Source organism: Clostridium bowmanii, from assembly GCF_018861315.1.
Lineage (GTDB): Bacteria > Bacillota > Clostridia > Clostridiales > Clostridiaceae > Clostridium_AD > Clostridium_AD bowmanii.
On record NZ_JAHLDL010000003.1, the window covers coordinates 1 to 17,044 of the forward strand.

15 protein-coding genes and 1 pseudogene are annotated in these 17,044 nt (G+C 31.2%); 1 reads left to right on the forward strand and 15 read right to left on the reverse strand.

Features of this window, described 5'->3' with window-relative positions; all coding sequences use genetic code 11:
* Nucleotides 1-79: 79 nt before the first annotated feature.
* The 3 genes and pseudogenes from KPL51_RS02360 to rfbD all read right to left on the reverse strand — a co-directional run bounded on the left by KPL51_RS02360 (nt 80) and on the right by rfbD (nt 2,805).
* The gene (locus KPL51_RS02360; protein WP_216156796.1) at nt 80-1,375 is read right to left on the reverse strand and encodes a hypothetical protein; all 1,296 of its coding nucleotides are present in this window, start codon (nt 1,373-1,375) and stop codon (nt 80-82) included.
* A complete protein-coding gene (locus KPL51_RS02365; RefSeq protein WP_224853612.1) occupies nt 1,368-1,643 on the reverse strand; it encodes a chalcone isomerase family protein in 276 nt (91 codons plus the stop codon). The genes KPL51_RS02360 and KPL51_RS02365 overlap by 8 nt, the downstream gene beginning before the upstream one ends.
* Before the next feature lie 322 nt (nt 1,644-1,965).
* Nucleotides 1,966-2,805: pseudogene (rfbD, locus tag KPL51_RS02370) on the reverse strand (dTDP-4-dehydrorhamnose reductase).
* 151 nt (nt 2,806-2,956) lie between these two features.
* On the opposite strand from rfbD, the gene KPL51_RS02375 reads away from it, so the two are divergent.
* Complete coding sequence (locus KPL51_RS02375; protein WP_216156799.1) at nt 2,957-3,478, forward strand: cell wall hydrolase; 522 nt, start codon at nt 2,957-2,959, stop codon at nt 3,476-3,478.
* Between the two features lie 120 nt (nt 3,479-3,598).
* Here KPL51_RS02375 and KPL51_RS02380 read toward each other — a convergent pair whose 3' ends face one another.
* The 12 genes from KPL51_RS02380 to KPL51_RS02430 all read right to left on the reverse strand — a co-directional run bounded on the left by KPL51_RS02380 (nt 3,599) and on the right by KPL51_RS02430 (nt 17,023).
* Nucleotides 3,599-3,835, reverse strand: a complete 237-nt coding sequence (locus tag KPL51_RS02380; RefSeq protein ID WP_216156802.1) for a DUF2922 domain-containing protein — start codon at nt 3,833-3,835, stop codon at nt 3,599-3,601.
* Between the two features lie 55 nt (nt 3,836-3,890).
* Nucleotides 3,891-4,028 (reverse strand): DUF1659 domain-containing protein, encoded by a 138-nt coding sequence (locus KPL51_RS24620; RefSeq protein WP_446681734.1) that lies wholly within the window; start codon nt 4,026-4,028, stop codon nt 3,891-3,893.
* A gap of 126 nt (nt 4,029-4,154) precedes the next feature.
* On the reverse strand, nt 4,155-5,150 hold the full coding sequence (gene galE, locus KPL51_RS02385; RefSeq protein ID WP_216156805.1) for a UDP-glucose 4-epimerase GalE: 996 nt from the start codon (nt 5,148-5,150) through the stop codon (nt 4,155-4,157).
* A gap of 263 nt (nt 5,151-5,413) precedes the next feature.
* Nucleotides 5,414-6,811: a cell wall-binding repeat-containing protein gene (locus KPL51_RS02390; protein ID WP_216156808.1), complete on the reverse strand. Its 1,398-nt coding sequence runs from the start codon at nt 6,809-6,811 to the stop codon at nt 5,414-5,416.
* 263 nt (nt 6,812-7,074) lie between these two features.
* Nucleotides 7,075-8,937, reverse strand: a complete 1,863-nt coding sequence (locus KPL51_RS02395) for a nucleoside-diphosphate sugar epimerase/dehydratase (protein ID WP_216157387.1) — start codon at nt 8,935-8,937, stop codon at nt 7,075-7,077.
* A 213-nt stretch (nt 8,938-9,150) separates the two neighbouring features.
* Nucleotides 9,151-10,215 (reverse strand): glycosyl hydrolase family 28-related protein, encoded by a 1,065-nt coding sequence (locus KPL51_RS02400; protein ID WP_216156812.1) that lies wholly within the window; start codon nt 10,213-10,215, stop codon nt 9,151-9,153.
* A 70-nt stretch (nt 10,216-10,285) separates the two neighbouring features.
* Nucleotides 10,286-11,167, reverse strand: a complete 882-nt coding sequence (locus KPL51_RS02405; protein ID WP_216156816.1) for a beta-1,6-N-acetylglucosaminyltransferase — start codon at nt 11,165-11,167, stop codon at nt 10,286-10,288.
* A 24-nt stretch (nt 11,168-11,191) separates the two neighbouring features.
* Nucleotides 11,192-12,298 carry an acyltransferase family protein gene (locus KPL51_RS02410; RefSeq protein WP_216156819.1) on the reverse strand — a complete coding sequence of 369 codons (1,107 nt, stop codon included), beginning with the start codon at nt 12,296-12,298 and terminating at the stop codon, nt 11,192-11,194.
* Entirely contained in the window at nt 12,288-13,202 is a 915-nt protein-coding gene (gene galU / locus KPL51_RS02415; protein ID WP_216156822.1) for a UTP--glucose-1-phosphate uridylyltransferase GalU, read from the reverse strand. The genes KPL51_RS02410 and galU overlap by 11 nt, the downstream gene beginning before the upstream one ends.
* A gap of 37 nt (nt 13,203-13,239) precedes the next feature.
* Nucleotides 13,240-14,310, reverse strand: a complete 1,071-nt coding sequence (locus KPL51_RS02420; protein WP_216156825.1) for an acyltransferase — start codon at nt 14,308-14,310, stop codon at nt 13,240-13,242.
* 11 nt (nt 14,311-14,321) lie between these two features.
* Nucleotides 14,322-15,500, reverse strand: coding sequence for a Coenzyme F420 hydrogenase/dehydrogenase, beta subunit C-terminal domain (locus KPL51_RS02425; protein ID WP_216156828.1), 1,179 nt, complete (start codon nt 15,498-15,500; stop codon nt 14,322-14,324).
* Nucleotides 15,497-17,023 (reverse strand): lipopolysaccharide biosynthesis protein, encoded by a 1,527-nt coding sequence (locus KPL51_RS02430; RefSeq protein ID WP_216156831.1) that lies wholly within the window; start codon nt 17,021-17,023, stop codon nt 15,497-15,499. The genes KPL51_RS02425 and KPL51_RS02430 overlap by 4 nt, the downstream gene beginning before the upstream one ends.
* Nucleotides 17,024-17,044: the final 21 nt, after the last annotated feature.

Below are 17,044 nucleotides of genomic sequence, written 5' to 3' on the forward strand. Positions count from 1 at the left end.
GTACAGAAAAGGTGTTTGTTTTTGTGGTTATTTGGAAATTATTCAGGGTTCTTATTTTCCTAAATCTCATGGTTTTAGTTTACCACTTACAATTGTCTTCATCAGTGACAAATCTCCATTTATTGACCTTTAAACTCTGTTTTATAAGCCAAAAATGAGCCATAGTCGTATATGTTGAGTTTAGATGTACCCCTTCAATATATTTCTTCCTTCTTTCAAATACATGTAAGGATGTTTCATATTCCTCGTAAGTTTCATCATCAAATAAAGTTGGAGGCTGTGGATAGTAAGGGAATCTATAAGCTCCATTTTTACCCTGATACTCGTATAAATGGTCTTCTTTATATTTTAAGGTGTCTTCTTCTATATCCTCTATATTAACATTGAAATTATAATTAATATCTGCTCTAAATATATATTGAGAATGAGTATCTCCACTAATTGTTATATGAGTTTTAAAAATCTGTTCTTCAACATCCTCATAATCGTCTCCGCCTTTACCTTTTTTTCTAATATTATTTAAATAATAAACCATATTATCAGTATTAATCCACATTCTGTCGAATGTCTTGGTTTTTAAAGGCTTGGTTTCATGTCTTTCAAGGAATTCTAAGCAACGTTTGTATACCCATTCAAGTTTACCATAGTATGTAGTCGGATTTATTTCTAATATTTCACAGGTTCTTTTTACAGGAACTTTTCTTATTAGCATTTTAAAGAATAGTGGTAAAACCTCATTTCTTTGTTGATGATAGTTTGTGGATATTTCTCTTGCAGGTAGTGTATTTGTGTTCTTCTTACACTTTTTACACTGCCATTTATCTGATTTGCTTGTGCTTCTACCTTTGTGGTAAAAATTTTTAGGAATTGTATAAGGGGTTGATATATTATTTAAACAATCATCATAATGAAATTGGTAAATTGGCTCAATATCTTTTACGGTATTAATTATCTTTAACCTCTTAATTTCTTCTGCTAATGCCCAATTAGAATAACATACTGAGTGTTTATTGATTACAATTCCATCTCTCACGTTTATTACAGGAGTATTGCAATGAATATATTTTGAAGTTTCATTACCTCCTAACTTGTATTTATACGGTTTGTTGGGAGCTTGTATAAACCTTTCTTGAACTTCCCCGAACCATTGACAAGATGGATTATCACAGTAATTAACTTGAATAAGATAATCCATGTTATTTAGGATTATTTTCACTGGTCGAAAAACTAAATCTCTATATAATTTGGCAAATTTTACAGGAGATAAAAGAGGATAATTTATAGCCCTTGATTCAACTTCTTCATCAGTTATCGGACATTCCACTTTAATTATTGAATCATCAGAGGATTCCGCCAAAGTCTTTAACTTACTCAACTGATTTGTCCTCGGATGTGATATTTCCAGTATCACTATTTGCTTTTAAAAGTGCATTAAGTCTTTTATTATTGCGTTTTTTATTTGCCCAATTTATAAATCCTTGGTCTTTAAGAAGATTATTAAGAAATTTATCAATAACTTCGCTTTCGGTATAATCTGTATATTCAGCATAATATTTTACTATAGCCTTTGTATTTTCAGATATTTCCCAACCAGGATTAACTTTAACTAAAGTTTTAGGTTTAATGAATTCAATATTAGACATAAAATAGCCTCCTAATGTAAAATAAATACAAATATTAGCAATGTAAATAACAACTTCACTGGTTTATGAATTAATATTTTTGTATGCTATTACGTATGCTATTACATATAATATTATACCATTTAATTTATAATAATTATAGTCATACCAACGAAAAATAGCGTATTAATTATATGCTAATTAATAAGCTATTTAATCTAATATTTATACTGTTATTTAATTGTTTTGCAACCCAAAATCAAACCCGTTGAATATACTTTCGATAGCTTTTCTTCTTGGTAACAATAAATCTTAAGAAGAACATAGAAATTTGCACACCTTTTTAATAAGAATCTAGATATTCCTCAATTGCTTCCTGCCAAGTTCTAGTTATATCTCCAGTTGTTAGTTCCAACATATAATTTCTAAGAACTGAATATTCTGGCCTTTTTGCGGATCTTTTAAATTCATCTGTTGTGCAAGGAAAAACTTCTGTATCAATACGTTTAAGTCTAAATATTTCTTTAGTGAATTCATACCATGTGCATTCCCCTTTACAGGTACAATGGAAAACTCCATAATTCTTATCTTATATAAGCTTTATTATAACTCTAGCTAAATCAACTGTGCTTGTAGGTGTTCCCTTTTGGTCATTAACTACTTTTAATGTTGTATTAGTTTCACTTAAATTTATCATAGTCTTTACAAAATTATTTCCATCACCGTAAAGCCATGCGGTTCTAACTATATAATGCTTAGGATTGTTACTTTTAACTAATATTTCTCCTTGTAATTTGGTTTTTCCATAAATGGTTTGTGGATTTACTGGATCAAACTCTGTTAGTGATTTATTTATATTACCATCAAAAACATAGTCCGTTGATACTTGTACAATTTCTGCACCAATTTGATTTGCAGCTGATGCTAAGTTTTTAGGCCCTATTGTATTTATCTTATAAGCCATATCTATTTGTGACTCACGATTATCTACTGCTGTAAGTGCTGCGCAGTTTATAATTACATCTGGCTTATTTTCATTCACAAAACTATTTACTCCAATAACATTTGTTATATCTAAATCCAATATATCTGTAAGTATTAGTTCACTATATTTCTTTTGTTTGTATTGTTTTGTAAGTTCTCTACCTAATTGGCCATTAGCTCCTGTTATTAATATCTTCATAATTCATATCTCCTTTCCATTAAATCCAGATCCACCTGTTACTAAATATGTAATACTAACAGTGGGTATCTCACTAGTAATATCGCAAAGTGTATTTGCAGATACATTAACACCTAAAACTTATACTGTAAAAAGTGGTGATTGCTTATCTATGATAGCGAAATCACAGGGAGTATCATTAGATAATCTAAGGAAAGCAAATAACAATTTAAGTGATACTATTTTGCCGGGACAAGTTCTCAAAGTTGGTGTAACAAATACTTCCACTGCACAAACGGAAAAAAGTTCAATAAAATATACTGCAAGTGATTTAGACATGCTATCTAGATTAATAACTGCTGAAGCACAGGGAGAGCCTTATGATGCTCAAGTTGCTGTAGGGGAAGTGGTTATAAACAGGGTTAAGCACAACCTTTTCCCAAATTCAATAAGCTCTGTTATTAATCAAAAAACTAATGGTAATTTTGAATTTACCCCAGTACTAAATGGTAACATTAAAAAGCCTGCAACAGAAAGTGCCGTAAAAGCAGCATATGAGGCCCTTCATGGAAATGACCCAACAAATAACGCATTGTTTTTTTTTGATGGTGGTGTTCCAAAAGGTTTAACATCACCACAACCAGTTTCCATTGTAATAGGACATATGACATTTGTTTATTTGATAGAAAGTTAAAATAAAAAAGATAGAATATTCGTAGTTTACTATGAATATTCTATCTTTTTTATTTTTCCTTAGCGATTAATTTTAAATTCAGCTGTGATTTAATCTAAAATCTATTTTTTCTATTCTTTTCTAAGCTACGTCAACTGTACTAGTATTAGTAGTAATTATCTTAGCATCTTTCTTGCCAATTAAGCTACCATTTGCTGATGCAAAAATGTTCTTTGCAATTAATAAATTCATTAAAGCATTTGTTTCAGCATCTGTTACAGTTGGAACCCCATCGCCATCAGCCTTAATGTCATCTACAGTTAAAGTAAAATATTTACCTTCTGTAGCAGTTAAAAATCTCATAACTAATTTATGCATATCACTTTTCCTCCTTTAATTTTTTTAGTAACAGCTTTAAATCTTGAGCTAAAACCTATTCAGTAACTAAACTATACTGATCTTCTCTGTCAAGTCCGAACAATGGATAAGTTTTGATGTTGGATATAGCTTGTCCTACAGCAAAAATGTCTTCATCTGATGCAGTAAAGTTTTGTGCGGAACTTTTATAAATATATAGATTTACGTTAAGGACTTATAATCAGAAAAAAATAAGTAATAAGGATTTAATAAACCCTATCTAAACAAAAAATAAAAAAATACCCATCAAGCCAATTTCTCAGCTCAACAGATATCTTTTCTATTCTTTATACCCCTTCTCAAACCGCCAAGCATCCCTGCACATCTCTACCACATCTCGTTTAGATGTCCAGTGAAGCTCAATGGATGCTTTGGTAGTATCAGCATAACATGTGGCGATGTCACCTGGTCTCCTATCTACTATTTCATAGGGTACTTTAATGCCATTTGCCTCTTCAAAGGCCTTCACTAACTGTAGAACTGAAGTACCTTGCCCACTACCTAGGTTATAAATATGTACACCATTAGTGAGGTTATTAAGTGCTGCTACATGACCTTCTGCTAAATCCATTACATGAATATAATCTCTAACTCCTGTGCCATCCAATGTTGGATAATCATCTCCAAAAATACGTAATTTTTTAAGCTCTCCCTTTGCTACCTTAGTGATATAAGGCATCAAATTGTTAGGTATACCATTAGGTGCTTCACCAATTAATCCGCACACATGAGCTCCAACTGGATTAAAATATCTAAGTAATGCCACAGACCAATCTGGATTTACTTTTACTACATCTGTGAGAATTCTCTCTATCATAGCTTTAGTTTCTCCATATGGGTTAGTTGTAGGCAATAACATCATTGTCTCTACAAAAGGACTCTTGTTATCACCATACACAGTAGCTGACGAGCTAAATACAATCTTTTTGACACCATACTTTCTGCATACCTTCACCAATACCATAGTTGAAACTAAGTTATTATAATAGTATTCTAAAGGCTTTTCTACAGACTCTCCAACTGCTTTAAGACCAGCAAAATGAATAACTCCATCAATTGAATGCTTAGAGAAAATGGTATCTAAAGCTTTCTCATCAGTTACATCTATCTCATAGAAAGTGACATCTTTATTTGATATTTTTTTTATTTTATCTATAGTTTCAACCTTACTGTTGCAAAGATTATCTGCAATAATAACTGTATAACCTGCTTCAAGCAATGCCACACAAGTATGTGAGCCTATATATCCGGCTCCTCCTGTTACTAATATATTCATATGATACATATCTCCTTTCTGTTATCTATTCTTTCTTACACTTGTTCTATTGTTCTATGTTTTTTACATGTATCTTTTTTATACCTTTTTTGATAAATGAAATTAAACCATAAATTATAAGATAAGCAACAAAAAATACTGCAAATCCCCATAATCCTGCCATTATATCCGCAAATTCCATACTACCACGGTTTGTAATTTTCTGCTCAATTTTGATACCAAAAACTATAACTTTCCTGAACGTAGTGGACAATTTCTATTTGCTATTTAATTTTTTGCTTTTCCTTGCCATCTGTTTTTATTTTATAACTTTTACTATCATTAGAAAGATTATAGTATATCCAATTATTTTCAATTTTTTTAATGGTGATATTAATGTCTATAGGGAAATCTTTATAATGCCTCGATATATAGTCATAGGTGTAATTATTTACGTCTCCTCCAATAAAGAACACTCTGGTATTTTCCGAACCATCTAATTTCATCTTGTATATAGCATTTTCACCCCAAAAAGTTATAATCTCATCACTATATGCATAAACGGTGGTTTTATTATAATATACCCATTCACCATCAATAACTATTTGATTTATATTAGGTTTCCCTCCCAAATTATTTCTAGGGAGTAAACTTTTTAATTCATATGCCTTGTCAGCAATTTTTTTATAATTATTCATCAGGTATTCTGATTTAGCACTTATAACTCCATCTCCACCTAAAATAATAGGTGTTGTAAAAGCTCTGTTCATTATATTTTGTAATTCCATACGCATTTTAAATTCATAATAAATAAAGTGGGCAGACCTCCAATCTTGTTTGTCTAGATATAAAATTGGTGAATTATTTTTTGCTGCTAATACACTGCATGTCAAAGCATCTGCATAATTATCACCAGTAGCTACATAGAATGTATTTGAATTAAGGATATCCTCATAGGTGAGAATAGCATCTTGATTAGTTTTATAACGATCTGTACCGTAAATATTTCCATATGCAAAATTAAATGGCTTTACTATATCTCCAGATGCTATAGTCTCATCTCCTACTATATAAGCCTTTATAATAGGTTTGCTTTTAAGATATTTAGTAGTACTTTCAGGTATCTTTTTAGGTTGTATAAGCAGTATAGGTATACCCAATTTGGCTGCAGCAGGTGCTACTGATAAAGCATCAGGAAAGTTTTCTCCTATTGCAAGAATTACTTTATTAATATTACCCATCATTTCTGCCACTTTAACTGCTGTTTCATATCTGTCCTTTCCTGCAAGCCGTGTAACCTTAATATTCAGAGATTTTAGTTGAGATTCCACAGTAGCTGTTATAACTCCTTGTCCACCAACAATAAACACACTTTGTGTACCTAAACGAAGTAATTCTTTTTTAGTATCTTCATTCAGAGTATTTTTTTCTGTAAGTAGTATCGGTGCATTGTATTTCATGGCCAATGGAGATACTACAATAGCATCCGGGAAATTTTGACCTGTTGCTATCACAGCATAGTTGGATTGCTTCCAACCCTCATTTGAAATTGCAACAGCTGTTTGATATCTGTTTTTACCACCTAATCTTTTAGTTGCTACTTGAGCAGATACTTCTGATGTTATCAAGAACAATAAAAGGAAAGATAGATAACATGGTAGAATAATTTTATTTTTTTTCATGATTGTCTCCCCCTTTTGTTTTAGAGTCTAGACGTCCGCCTAGATTTTTTCTATATCTTCTATAATTAAAATTCTACAATAACAGGATAATCCCTTTTATAAATATAAAATATTTATGTTTTGCTTAATATTCTAAAAAAAACTACCAAATTATATTAAATATAATTTAGCAGCTTCTCTCCTTGGCTTTCGCCATTCCGATTCCGTACCTTACGATATGTTTCTAAAAATAATTTATTCTGCAATTTTTTACTAACTAATAATTACTCCGCTACAGTGGTAACTGCGCTTTCATCTAATGTTCTAACATAGGTAGGAACTATTTCTCCGATTTTCTCAATTACCCCTTCAACATCATCCCTATCAATAATAACCTTAAGTTCTTCCATTCTAGCCTTCAAAACCCCTAAGTCAGTAAATGTAGGTCTCCCCACAAATATTTTCTCATGTTTAGTATTAGTAAGTCCTTCTTCACTCATCAGCAGCTCTTCATAAAGCTTCTCACCTGGTCTAAGCCCCGTGATTTCTATTTTAATGTCTTTATTAGGCTCAAACCCTGAAAGCTTTATTAAATCCCATGCTAAATCGTATATCTTAACCGGGCTTCCCATATCTAGCACGAATATTTCTCCACCTTGTGCATATGCGCCAGATTGAAGCACTAATTGCGCAGCTTCTGGTATTGTCATGAAAAATCTAGTTATATATTTATTAGTAAGTGTAACTGGACCCCCATGAGCTATTTGCTTATTAAATAGTGGTATAACGGACCCATTGCTTCCTAGCACATTACCAAATCTCACTGCTACAAAGTGTGTTTCACTTATTTTATCCATGGATTGTATAATCATTTCACACATTCTCTTAGTAGCACCCATTACACTGGTTGGGTTTACTGCTTTATCCGTAGATATCATAACAAATCTTTCTACCTTGTACTTATGAGCACACTCTGCCACATTAAAGGTTCCAAACACATTGTTTTTTATTGCTTCCATAGGACTCACTTCCATCAGCGGTACATGCTTATGTGCTGCTGCATGGAAAACTACATTTGGTGAATACTTTTTAAATACATGCTCTAACCGTTTAATATCTCTAACAGACCCTATAAGTACTTTTAAATCTAATTTTGGATATTTATATTGAAGTTCCATTTGTAGGTCATAGGCATTATTTTCATATATATCGAAAATAATTAATTGTTTAGGTTCGAATTTTATAATTTGACGGCACAATTCAGATCCAATGGATCCTCCGCCTCCAGTTACTATTACAGTTTTATTTTGAATATAACCTGCTATGCCCTTCATATCCAGTTGCACTGCTTTACGTCCAAGTAAATCTTCAATATCCACTTTTCTAATTTGACTTAAGGATACTTTGCCGTTTATTATTTCATACATACCTGGAATGATTTCTATTTTACAATTTGTTTTTTTACATATTTCTATAATTTGTTTTTTATCTTCATCTTCAATGGTTGGAATAGCTATAAGTATAGTTTCTATTGCTTGCTGCTTTGCTATAGTAGGTATGTCTTTCCTATTACCAAAAACCTTTACCCCCATAATATTTTTTCCTTTTTTGTAATCTTCATCATCAATTACAGCTACAGGTTTATATGTGCTCATGTTACTACTTTTCATTTCTTTTATAACCATAGCTGCAGCTGCACCAGCTCCAATTATCATTACTCTTTTTTGATCGTTTTTGCCAGCTTTACAATTTACAATACTCTCAAACCTATCGTAAACTCTAAAGGACATTCGCAGACCCAATATAAAAATAATAGAAAAGGCACAAGCTATTATGCTTACTCCATAAGCAAAGCCATGGCCAGTAATTCTAATAAAGGCTATAGTAGCTAAATTACCAGTAAGACACGCGCCAATAGCTAGCATAAATTCATCTATACTAGCATAGCTCCAAAGGCTTTCATAAAGCTTAAAGAGATAAAAACAAGCTATATAGATAACTGTTACAATTATTGCTATCTCCTTGAAATCCCTTGAATAAAACCTAAAATCCCTATAATTATATCTAAAATAAAAAGCTAATATATATGCTAAGTTTATTAAAACTGCATCACTTAGTATCAATATTGGTTTTTTCCATTTTCCTATTGCTTTCATATTATTCCCCTTTTTTATACATCTAAATGTATTTTGTTATTTAACTCAGTATATCACTAAATTTATATTTTTCACAATACCACATTATAAAACATAATTCTATTTTATTTTCAAAAATTAAAGAGATAGTATTTGCTCTGCGCAAATTCTATCTCTTCATCTGAATTTCTTATCTATATCCAACTGTTTATTATTTTCATATCCTTACTCTTTGCCTTTTGGAGAACTAAGACCATAACTAGCTGAACGTTTATAATAAGTCCCTTCTGAAGCCTTAGCCACTGCTCCAGTACAAAACACAGGTATTTCACTATATTTACGTTGTGGCTCGTAGTGAGTAGATTTTGAGATTTCAATCTTTGCTCCAGATAATACTGCTATATCTGACTTTGGTGACCCCTTGTATTCTACACTTCCACAATTTCTAAAATTACATTTTGAAATACTAACCTGAGATTTATCTTCTACATGTATACCCTGTCCATTAATATTGTAAAAGCTGCAATTATTTATAATGATTTCCTTAGCTCTTACAGCAACCCCAATGCCAAATCCTGCCCATTGACCTGTACATTTATTATCTTTAAAACTACAGTTCTCTATTTTAATTCCCATGCAGGGGGCATTTATTTCTATAAAATCACTTTTCGTACCATCAAACACACAATTTGAAATTAAACAATCATAAGAAGGATTTTTATTAAACAGAATAGAATAACCCAAATTATCCTGGAACACGCAATTACGAATCTTTAAGTTATTAACTGTATCAGCTACTTGAATTGCTTGAGTACCATTTATAAACTTACATCTATATATGTCTATATTACCTCCACTTGGTTTTATACCAAGCTTAGAATCTATAGTTATATCTCGAATCCTTTGGTTTCCCATTGGATTGAATATTTTATTTGAAGGATAACCATTAATTTGTTTAATTCTAGTTTTATTAAAATCTTCACCTGTAATATTTATACCCTTAGGCACAGTAATAGTTACACCGTCAGGAATTAAAAGTGTGCCCTTTGGAATATAAACTGTACCGTCTTCTATTGAACCAATAGCATTTATTAAAGCTTTATCATCAAAATGTTTACCATCAAGTTTAGCCCCATAAGTTTTTACGTTAATTACACTATGGGTAATATGTAAATCTACAAAGCTAAATCCATGATTAATATATGAAACTACATTAATTAATACAAATGCTATTGATAATAAAAAGATTGTACGTAATACAGTTCTTTTATAGAATTTAATTTTCTTCATCTTACACCTACTAAAAATCTTTTTACCATATAAATATTATTTTATGTTAAATATTATTTTATGTTAAATACTATTTTATGTTGAAAGCAATCTTATAACTATCTATATCAATATTTTCACTAAACTTTCTAGCGAAGATACAATCACTATTTTCACTATCCTTAATGTTTACGAAATCCTGCTGTGTTAGCATTTTAGGATACTCTGGGCCACTATTCCAGTCAATATAGCGAAGCTCCATATGATTATCATCATAATCAGCATCCAGTTTATATATTTTATCTCTATATATAGAGTTCATTATTATAGTTTGGAAAAATACTTCATCCGCGCAGAAGGAGTTTTCAAAGGCTTTCTTATACCAGTCATTATCTTGTAAATACTGAAGTATATAATTACATAAGTCTCCGCTTATACAAAACCAGTTGGCGCCTTTATATAACTGAGGCAATAATTTATAGCCTTTGTTTATTTTAGATGATGTGGTATTGTTTTGTATTTTAAACATTATGGACTGAAGAACATTCTTTTTTCTCACAAAAGACAGTTTGCTATGTTCATACTTAATATTATTTTCTAGTTCAATTAGATCAGGTTCCTTTTGTATTCCTACAAATTCATTGCCCTTATTTTTTGTGAAGAAGTCTTTAATCTCCTCTGAATTTTTCAATGGTAAACAATCTCCAGACAATAAACATATATAATCATCTTTCATTATTGATGCTCGCTCTAGTAATTTGATCATACATTCTATTTGAGAAAAACTAGCCCAAGTTACATCTACTCTATCTTCAATAAAGATAACACTATTTTTATACTCATTAAAATCCTCAATATTTGCTTTTTTATCCACATGTAAATATATATTGTTATTACCCTGGTGTAATATTTCAATAGTAGTTCTTAAAATGTTTGTGTTTCTATGACAAATTATACAATAACCTATTTGCATTTTAACCTAACACCTCTCTTTCCACTATTCTAATAAACCTTTCTGTTTGAACTTTGTTCCCACTTTGATTACACAATTGATAAATATAGATGCCATAAGACTTAATAGTGCTAGCCACATTACAATTAGTATAGATATCTTTGGAAAAAATACTAGGTTTTGAAAGTAATAATAGCAGAAAAAAGTATGAGTCAACCACATGTTTGTGGAATGCCTTCCCAAAGTAGAAAATATACTTTTACTTTTGCTATTACTAATAAAGTTTGTACAAATTAAGAGGAAGGGAGGAGCTAAAATAAAGTCCACATAGGTGGCATTGCCCTTTCCAATAAATTGCAACAAATATGTGGCTCCAATTCTAATTCCCATAATAGAGAGTATTATGATAATAAAATATACTTTCTTGTCCAGCTTCCTTATTGATATGCTCTTATTTATACGTGAAAACAAGTTCAGCTTTGCAATTATAAATCCGCTGCAGAAGCTCATTTGCCAAAATAGGATATTTCTTATATCCAAATATAATAAATTCTTTTTAAGCATTGATAATCCTGGTAGTATTACAGGTATTACTTCCATAATAATAGCTATAATATAACAACTTAAAATTATCGCTAAGGAAGATTTAATGCCTCTTTTCAATATTCTTTTTATTATTGGAAAGAGTAGTAATAATTCTATGTACAAGCGAACGAACCACCATTCACTATTATAAGAAGAACTCAGTGTAAAAAAATTAGCTAAAAGCCCAGCTATGTTAAAGTGATATCTTGTACTATCCCTAAACCATATTAGGCCTATTGGTACAAATATTACAAAAACCACCCAATAGTTGGTCAAGAATTTTATGGCCTTTTTAGCTGAATCCTTCAATGTAAAATTGTCTTTTTTCTGAGTGGACATGTATAACCCATACCCACTTAAAAATAGATACATGGCTATACATATGTTACCAACGTCCCCTAATAAGTATTCAAGGCTGGTGTTTCCAAATGATACTATGGAAATATAGGAAACCTCCTGTATTCTGTCTGGAAAACGAAATAGGTGATGAATCATCATTAGGGTTATTGCAATGCCTTTAGCTATTTGAGTATGGGTTTTAGTAAACTCATAATCCTTATTTTGCATTACTTATAGCTACTTCTTTATACAGTTCACTAAAGGTACTGTTGTTTTTTAGTGTTTGGAGATATTCCATAAAAGGAACTTTTAATTCATCTCTCTTTAAGGCAAACTCTACTGTAGCTTCAAGAAATCCTAATTTATCCCCTACGTCATATCTTCTTCCCTCAAATACATAAGCATACATTTCTTGCTTTGAAATTAAAGTCTTTAGTGCATCCGTAAGTTGAATTTCTCCGCCTTTACCAGGTGCTGTATTATCTAATATATCAAATATCTCAGGTGTTATTATATACCTACCAAGTATAGCTATGTTTGATGGCGCCACATCTACTTGTGGTTTTTCCACTAAGTTATTTACAGTGTATACTCTATCACTAATTTGAACTCCATCAACTATTCCATATTTATCTACATTTGCCTTTGCTACTTCTTGAACTCCTAAGATTGTCTTTCCCTTTTCTTCAAAGCAGTCCATAAGTTGTTTTAAGCAAGGTGTTTTAGCATCCACTATATCATCACCTAGCATAACAGCAAAGGGCTCATTGCCTACAAATGCTCTTGCACAATTTATAGCATGTCCAAGTCCTTTTGGCTCCTTTTGTCTTATAAAATGTATATTAACCATATTAGATATGTCTCTAACTTGCTCAAGTAGACCATCCTTATGTTTATTTTCTAGTTCTAGCTCTAGTTCTACTGATTTATCAAAATGATCTTCAATAGATTTTTTGTTTCTTCCTGTAATAATCAATATTTCTTCTATTCCTGAAGCCACTGCTTCCTCTATAATATATTGCATAGTTGGTTTATCAACTATAGGTAACATTTCCTTAGGTAATGCCTTTGTAGCAGGTAAAAATCTGGTTCCTAGTCCTGCCGCTGGTATAATAGCTTTTTTAACTTTCATTCAAAACATCTCCTATTTTTTTATAGTTTAAATTTTATTAAAAACCAAAATATTTGCTGGCTTGTTTTTTTCCAATAATTTTTCTTGTTGCTATTATGGTTAAAATACTTAGTGCTAAGGTTATTGATATTTGAATTAGTTCATAAATCGGTAATATGCTATGAATATATGGTATGTGTTCTGTTAGTTTTTCAATGATTACAAGCCAGAACAGGTGTACATAGAAAATTCCATAGGAGTAATTTCCGATTTTTGTTATAATGCCATCTTTTTTTATAAAACCTTCTTTAATTTTAACATCTTTAGCTTTTAACACTAAAATTAGATTTATTATTGATAGGGCATATATAAATGAGGAAGCTTTAATTTGACTACTGGCAAATGCCATGGTCATTTCTGAGTGAAGCAGAATGTAGCCTTCAATCAAGCTTAATACTAAGGCTCCTAAAACTAAAAGTATGGCATGAGATGATGCCTTCTCTTTTTTAGGAGATGCAAATCCATTTATTTTTATATACAAGCCTAAGTAATAAAATATAAGCCATGCAGGAAAAATCGTGCCATAAAGTGGCAGTTGTTGTTTTGTAAGGTAAGTATAAACGTATACCATAACTAAATAAATTGGTGTAATACAAAAGGTCATTAAATTCAAGTATTTATTACTTACACATTTTATTAGTATTGGTGTAATTAATACTAATTGCATAAGCACCACAATATAATAAAGTGGAGCTGCTGCTTGTCCTACCATTATTTTAATGAGGACTTTCAAAATACTCCCCTTAAGGCCTACTTTGGCTATAGTTATAGCAGAGTAAAATATGGACCAAACCAGAAAAGGAATTAATAGACGTTTACCTCTACTTGTAAAATAGACTTTTGGCTTGTCATTTACTTTTGTAATATTGGTAAAATATGCTGTTAGAAATACAAACACAGCCACAGGAAAATTGATAAATTGCCTTAATATCAACCAAAAACTACGATTGAAGGGGTATGCCACTAATTCTTTATAAGCACTGCCATTTTGAATGTGAATCAGCACAACAAGTATTATACAAATACCTCTTATAGCCTCAAAATAGTTGTCCTTGGTTTCGGTTTTCACTATTTTTTCATCTATAATTCACACCCCATTTTTCTTTTGATAAATCTGAATACTCTTTTGCTAAATATAATTTTTCTCTGCATCCAAGTTGGCGAGCTCATATATCTTTTAATAACAAAATCAAAATCACTACTATTTAAGTCTTTAAAAAACTTTTCTCTTCCCCTCGGCACTTTTACAGAACTTATAATAGAAGGATTTCCTTTTATAGCATGATCTAAATCGCATTCTTTAAAGACAATACTGCCTATGCAAGCATCTAACATAGTTTTCCCTTTGTCACTATTGATTAATAAAAGTGACGTTCCACAATCATCATCAAGCTCTGGGTATTTGCTGGCTATACCCCAAAAGTCTCCTAGGGTTACATCGCTTGCCCTATTAATTTTTGCATAAGAACAACTATAGCAAGAAGGTCTTAAATAATAATTTCTTAGGAATCCCTTCATGTATACATCATTTACAAAGGTTTTACTGTACTTCCTATCATTTTGAAATTCTATAGCCACACAGTAGCTTTTCCAACCTTGTTTTTTATTTCTAAAATTTATGGACTTGATTTTTGAATCATGTAATTTTTCCATATTATTTTTATATTTTTTAAATACCAGGGGCGATGGTACTCCATGACAAACTATATCACAAGTATACAACTGCGCATAATCCTTACTAATAAAATTATATAACCCTGCTATTTGACAAGGGGTTCCTGTAAACAATACTTTTTTTCCAGCCTCCAGGTATTTTTTTGCGCTGTTATAGGTATCATTGATGTCACTTTGCACATATTTTGAGCCTCTTAATGCTGCTAGCTCTTCATTGGTATGAACCTCACTATGAATAACCTTCAGGGTTTCATCGTAGCCTGCGCCAAATACTACTCCCCCATTTGATATTATCCACTGGGCTATACTTGTAAATACTCCACCTGAGGAACTATTTTTACGACTATTTTCATCCTTGTTCCAGGCGGCATAGCAAGTAGGAATCTCATAGGCACGCTTCTTAGAATATATATTAATTTCAGGACAAACTGTTTCACATAATCCACAGTCCACGCAGCTTGATTCATTAACTTTAGGATACCAAAATCCTTCACTATCCACGATCATTTCAATGCAGCTTCTGGGACATATATTATAACAGGCCTTGCAGCCTGAGCATTTTTTTTTATCAATAATATTAATCATATGCGTTTCCTTCTCTTGTTAATTTTATTAAACATACCAGCAAATATGTCTTTCTCATAAGTGTTAAGACCCATAAACCACATTAGTGTGGAGTAAGCACCTACGTAAGCAATCATTTTTATACCAAGTATTACAAGGTTTGATGTGGGTATAAAATGGTTTATCATTATTCCAATCCCCATAACTATTGCTACTGGAGGTGTCATTGATAAGATTTCTTTTCCAAAATCTATAATATCAATTCCGATTACCTTATGATAATAAATGTTTATCACAAACCAGTTACCAATAATAAGTCCTATAGCTGTACCAATAGCACATCCAATTCCTCCGTACCGTTTTGCTAGAGGTATTGATAGTGCAATATTTAATAATGCAATACCAAAATACATTTTGGAACGAAAGGCATGCTTGTTTTTCGCTTGTATAATTACAATTCCCATACTTTGAATTAAGGGTACGAGTAGTGGAATCATAACTATTAAGGACATATAATAAGCATTACTAAAATCTGGACCCGCCCAAAACACTATAAAACTTTTTCCATACATTATAAATCCTGAAAGTAGCATGGCCATAATTGCATACTGTATTCTACCTACTTTATTAAACATGCCATTTATCTCAGTCATATCATCTGTAATAGCCGTAATAGCCGCTATCCTTGGCAAGAATACACTATTAACAGAGGATGAAAAGTTTATGTAATACTGATCTAATTGTGATGCTATAGAATATACCGCTACAACTGAGGTTCCAGCAACTATTCCTAGAATTATCTGATCTGTTTTAAAATAAATCTGATCTATAACCATATTCAAGAAAATAAAGAATGAAAATACGGTCATTTCTTTTACAAGAACTTTATTCCAGCAATATAATTTAATTTTAGCCCTTATCTTAAACATTGCATAGTAAATTTTAACAAGGATTGTCCCAATATTAAATACTGATATTACTATAACAAGGCCAATTACATCTGCTTTATAATACATAACTGCAATTACAACAAAAGGCTGAAGTACGGTTTGAAGGATTGAAAGTCCTCTAATAAATATAAACCTTTCATGAGAATTTATAACTGCGGTAAATATATTTGATGGAATTGTTATAACTATATTTACCATTTGTATAATATATATTTGTTTGGCTTTTGCAAGCTCCTCTACTGTTAAGGAGTTTTTAAATATATCACCTAACTTAAAATATATAATAACACCTGCGATTAATACAATCACTGTTATGACACCATATATAATAGATGATATAGCTAAAACATTAGATTGATTTTCTTCATCTTTTAAGGCAAGATACCTTGAATAATATCTTGTTATGGTATTAGCTAGGCCAAAGTCCATAACTGCCATATAAGCAATGAGAGATCCCATTAGCTGGTATAGACCATACTGCTCTTTGCCTAAAAAATGTAATAGCATTGGTACGTATATAAGACCTATTGCTATACTAAGAAACATTGATATATAGGATAAAACTATTCCTGCTCTTCGTTGATTATTTACCAAATCTATCTACCTCAATTTTTC

What these genes read in the sequence shown, in the direction of transcription:
- KPL51_RS02375 (WP_216156799.1), top strand. Translation starts at nt 2,957, where the DNA reads ATGATAGCGAAATCACAGGGAGTATCATTAGATAATCTAAGGAAAGCA.
- KPL51_RS02410 (WP_216156819.1), bottom strand. Translation starts at nt 12,298, where the DNA reads ATGCAAAATAAGGATTATGAGTTTACTAAAACCCATACTCAAATAGCT.
- KPL51_RS02390 (WP_216156808.1), bottom strand. Translation starts at nt 6,811, where the DNA reads ATGAAAAAAAATAAAATTATTCTACCATGTTATCTATCTTTCCTTTTA.
- KPL51_RS02425 (WP_216156828.1), bottom strand. Translation starts at nt 15,500, where the DNA reads ATGATTAATATTATTGATAAAAAAAAATGCTCAGGCTGCAAGGCCTGT.
- KPL51_RS02365 (WP_224853612.1), bottom strand. Translation starts at nt 1,643, where the DNA reads ATGTCTAATATTGAATTCATTAAACCTAAAACTTTAGTTAAAGTTAAT.
- galE (WP_216156805.1), bottom strand. Translation starts at nt 5,150, where the DNA reads ATGAATATATTAGTAACAGGAGGAGCCGGATATATAGGCTCACATACT.
- galU (WP_216156822.1), bottom strand. Translation starts at nt 13,202, where the DNA reads ATGAAAGTTAAAAAAGCTATTATACCAGCGGCAGGACTAGGAACCAGA.
- KPL51_RS02405 (WP_216156816.1), bottom strand. Translation starts at nt 11,167, where the DNA reads ATGCAAATAGGTTATTGTATAATTTGTCATAGAAACACAAACATTTTA.
- KPL51_RS02380 (WP_216156802.1), bottom strand. Translation starts at nt 3,835, where the DNA reads ATGCATAAATTAGTTATGAGATTTTTAACTGCTACAGAAGGTAAATAT.
- KPL51_RS02400 (WP_216156812.1), bottom strand. Translation starts at nt 10,215, where the DNA reads ATGAAGAAAATTAAATTCTATAAAAGAACTGTATTACGTACAATCTTT.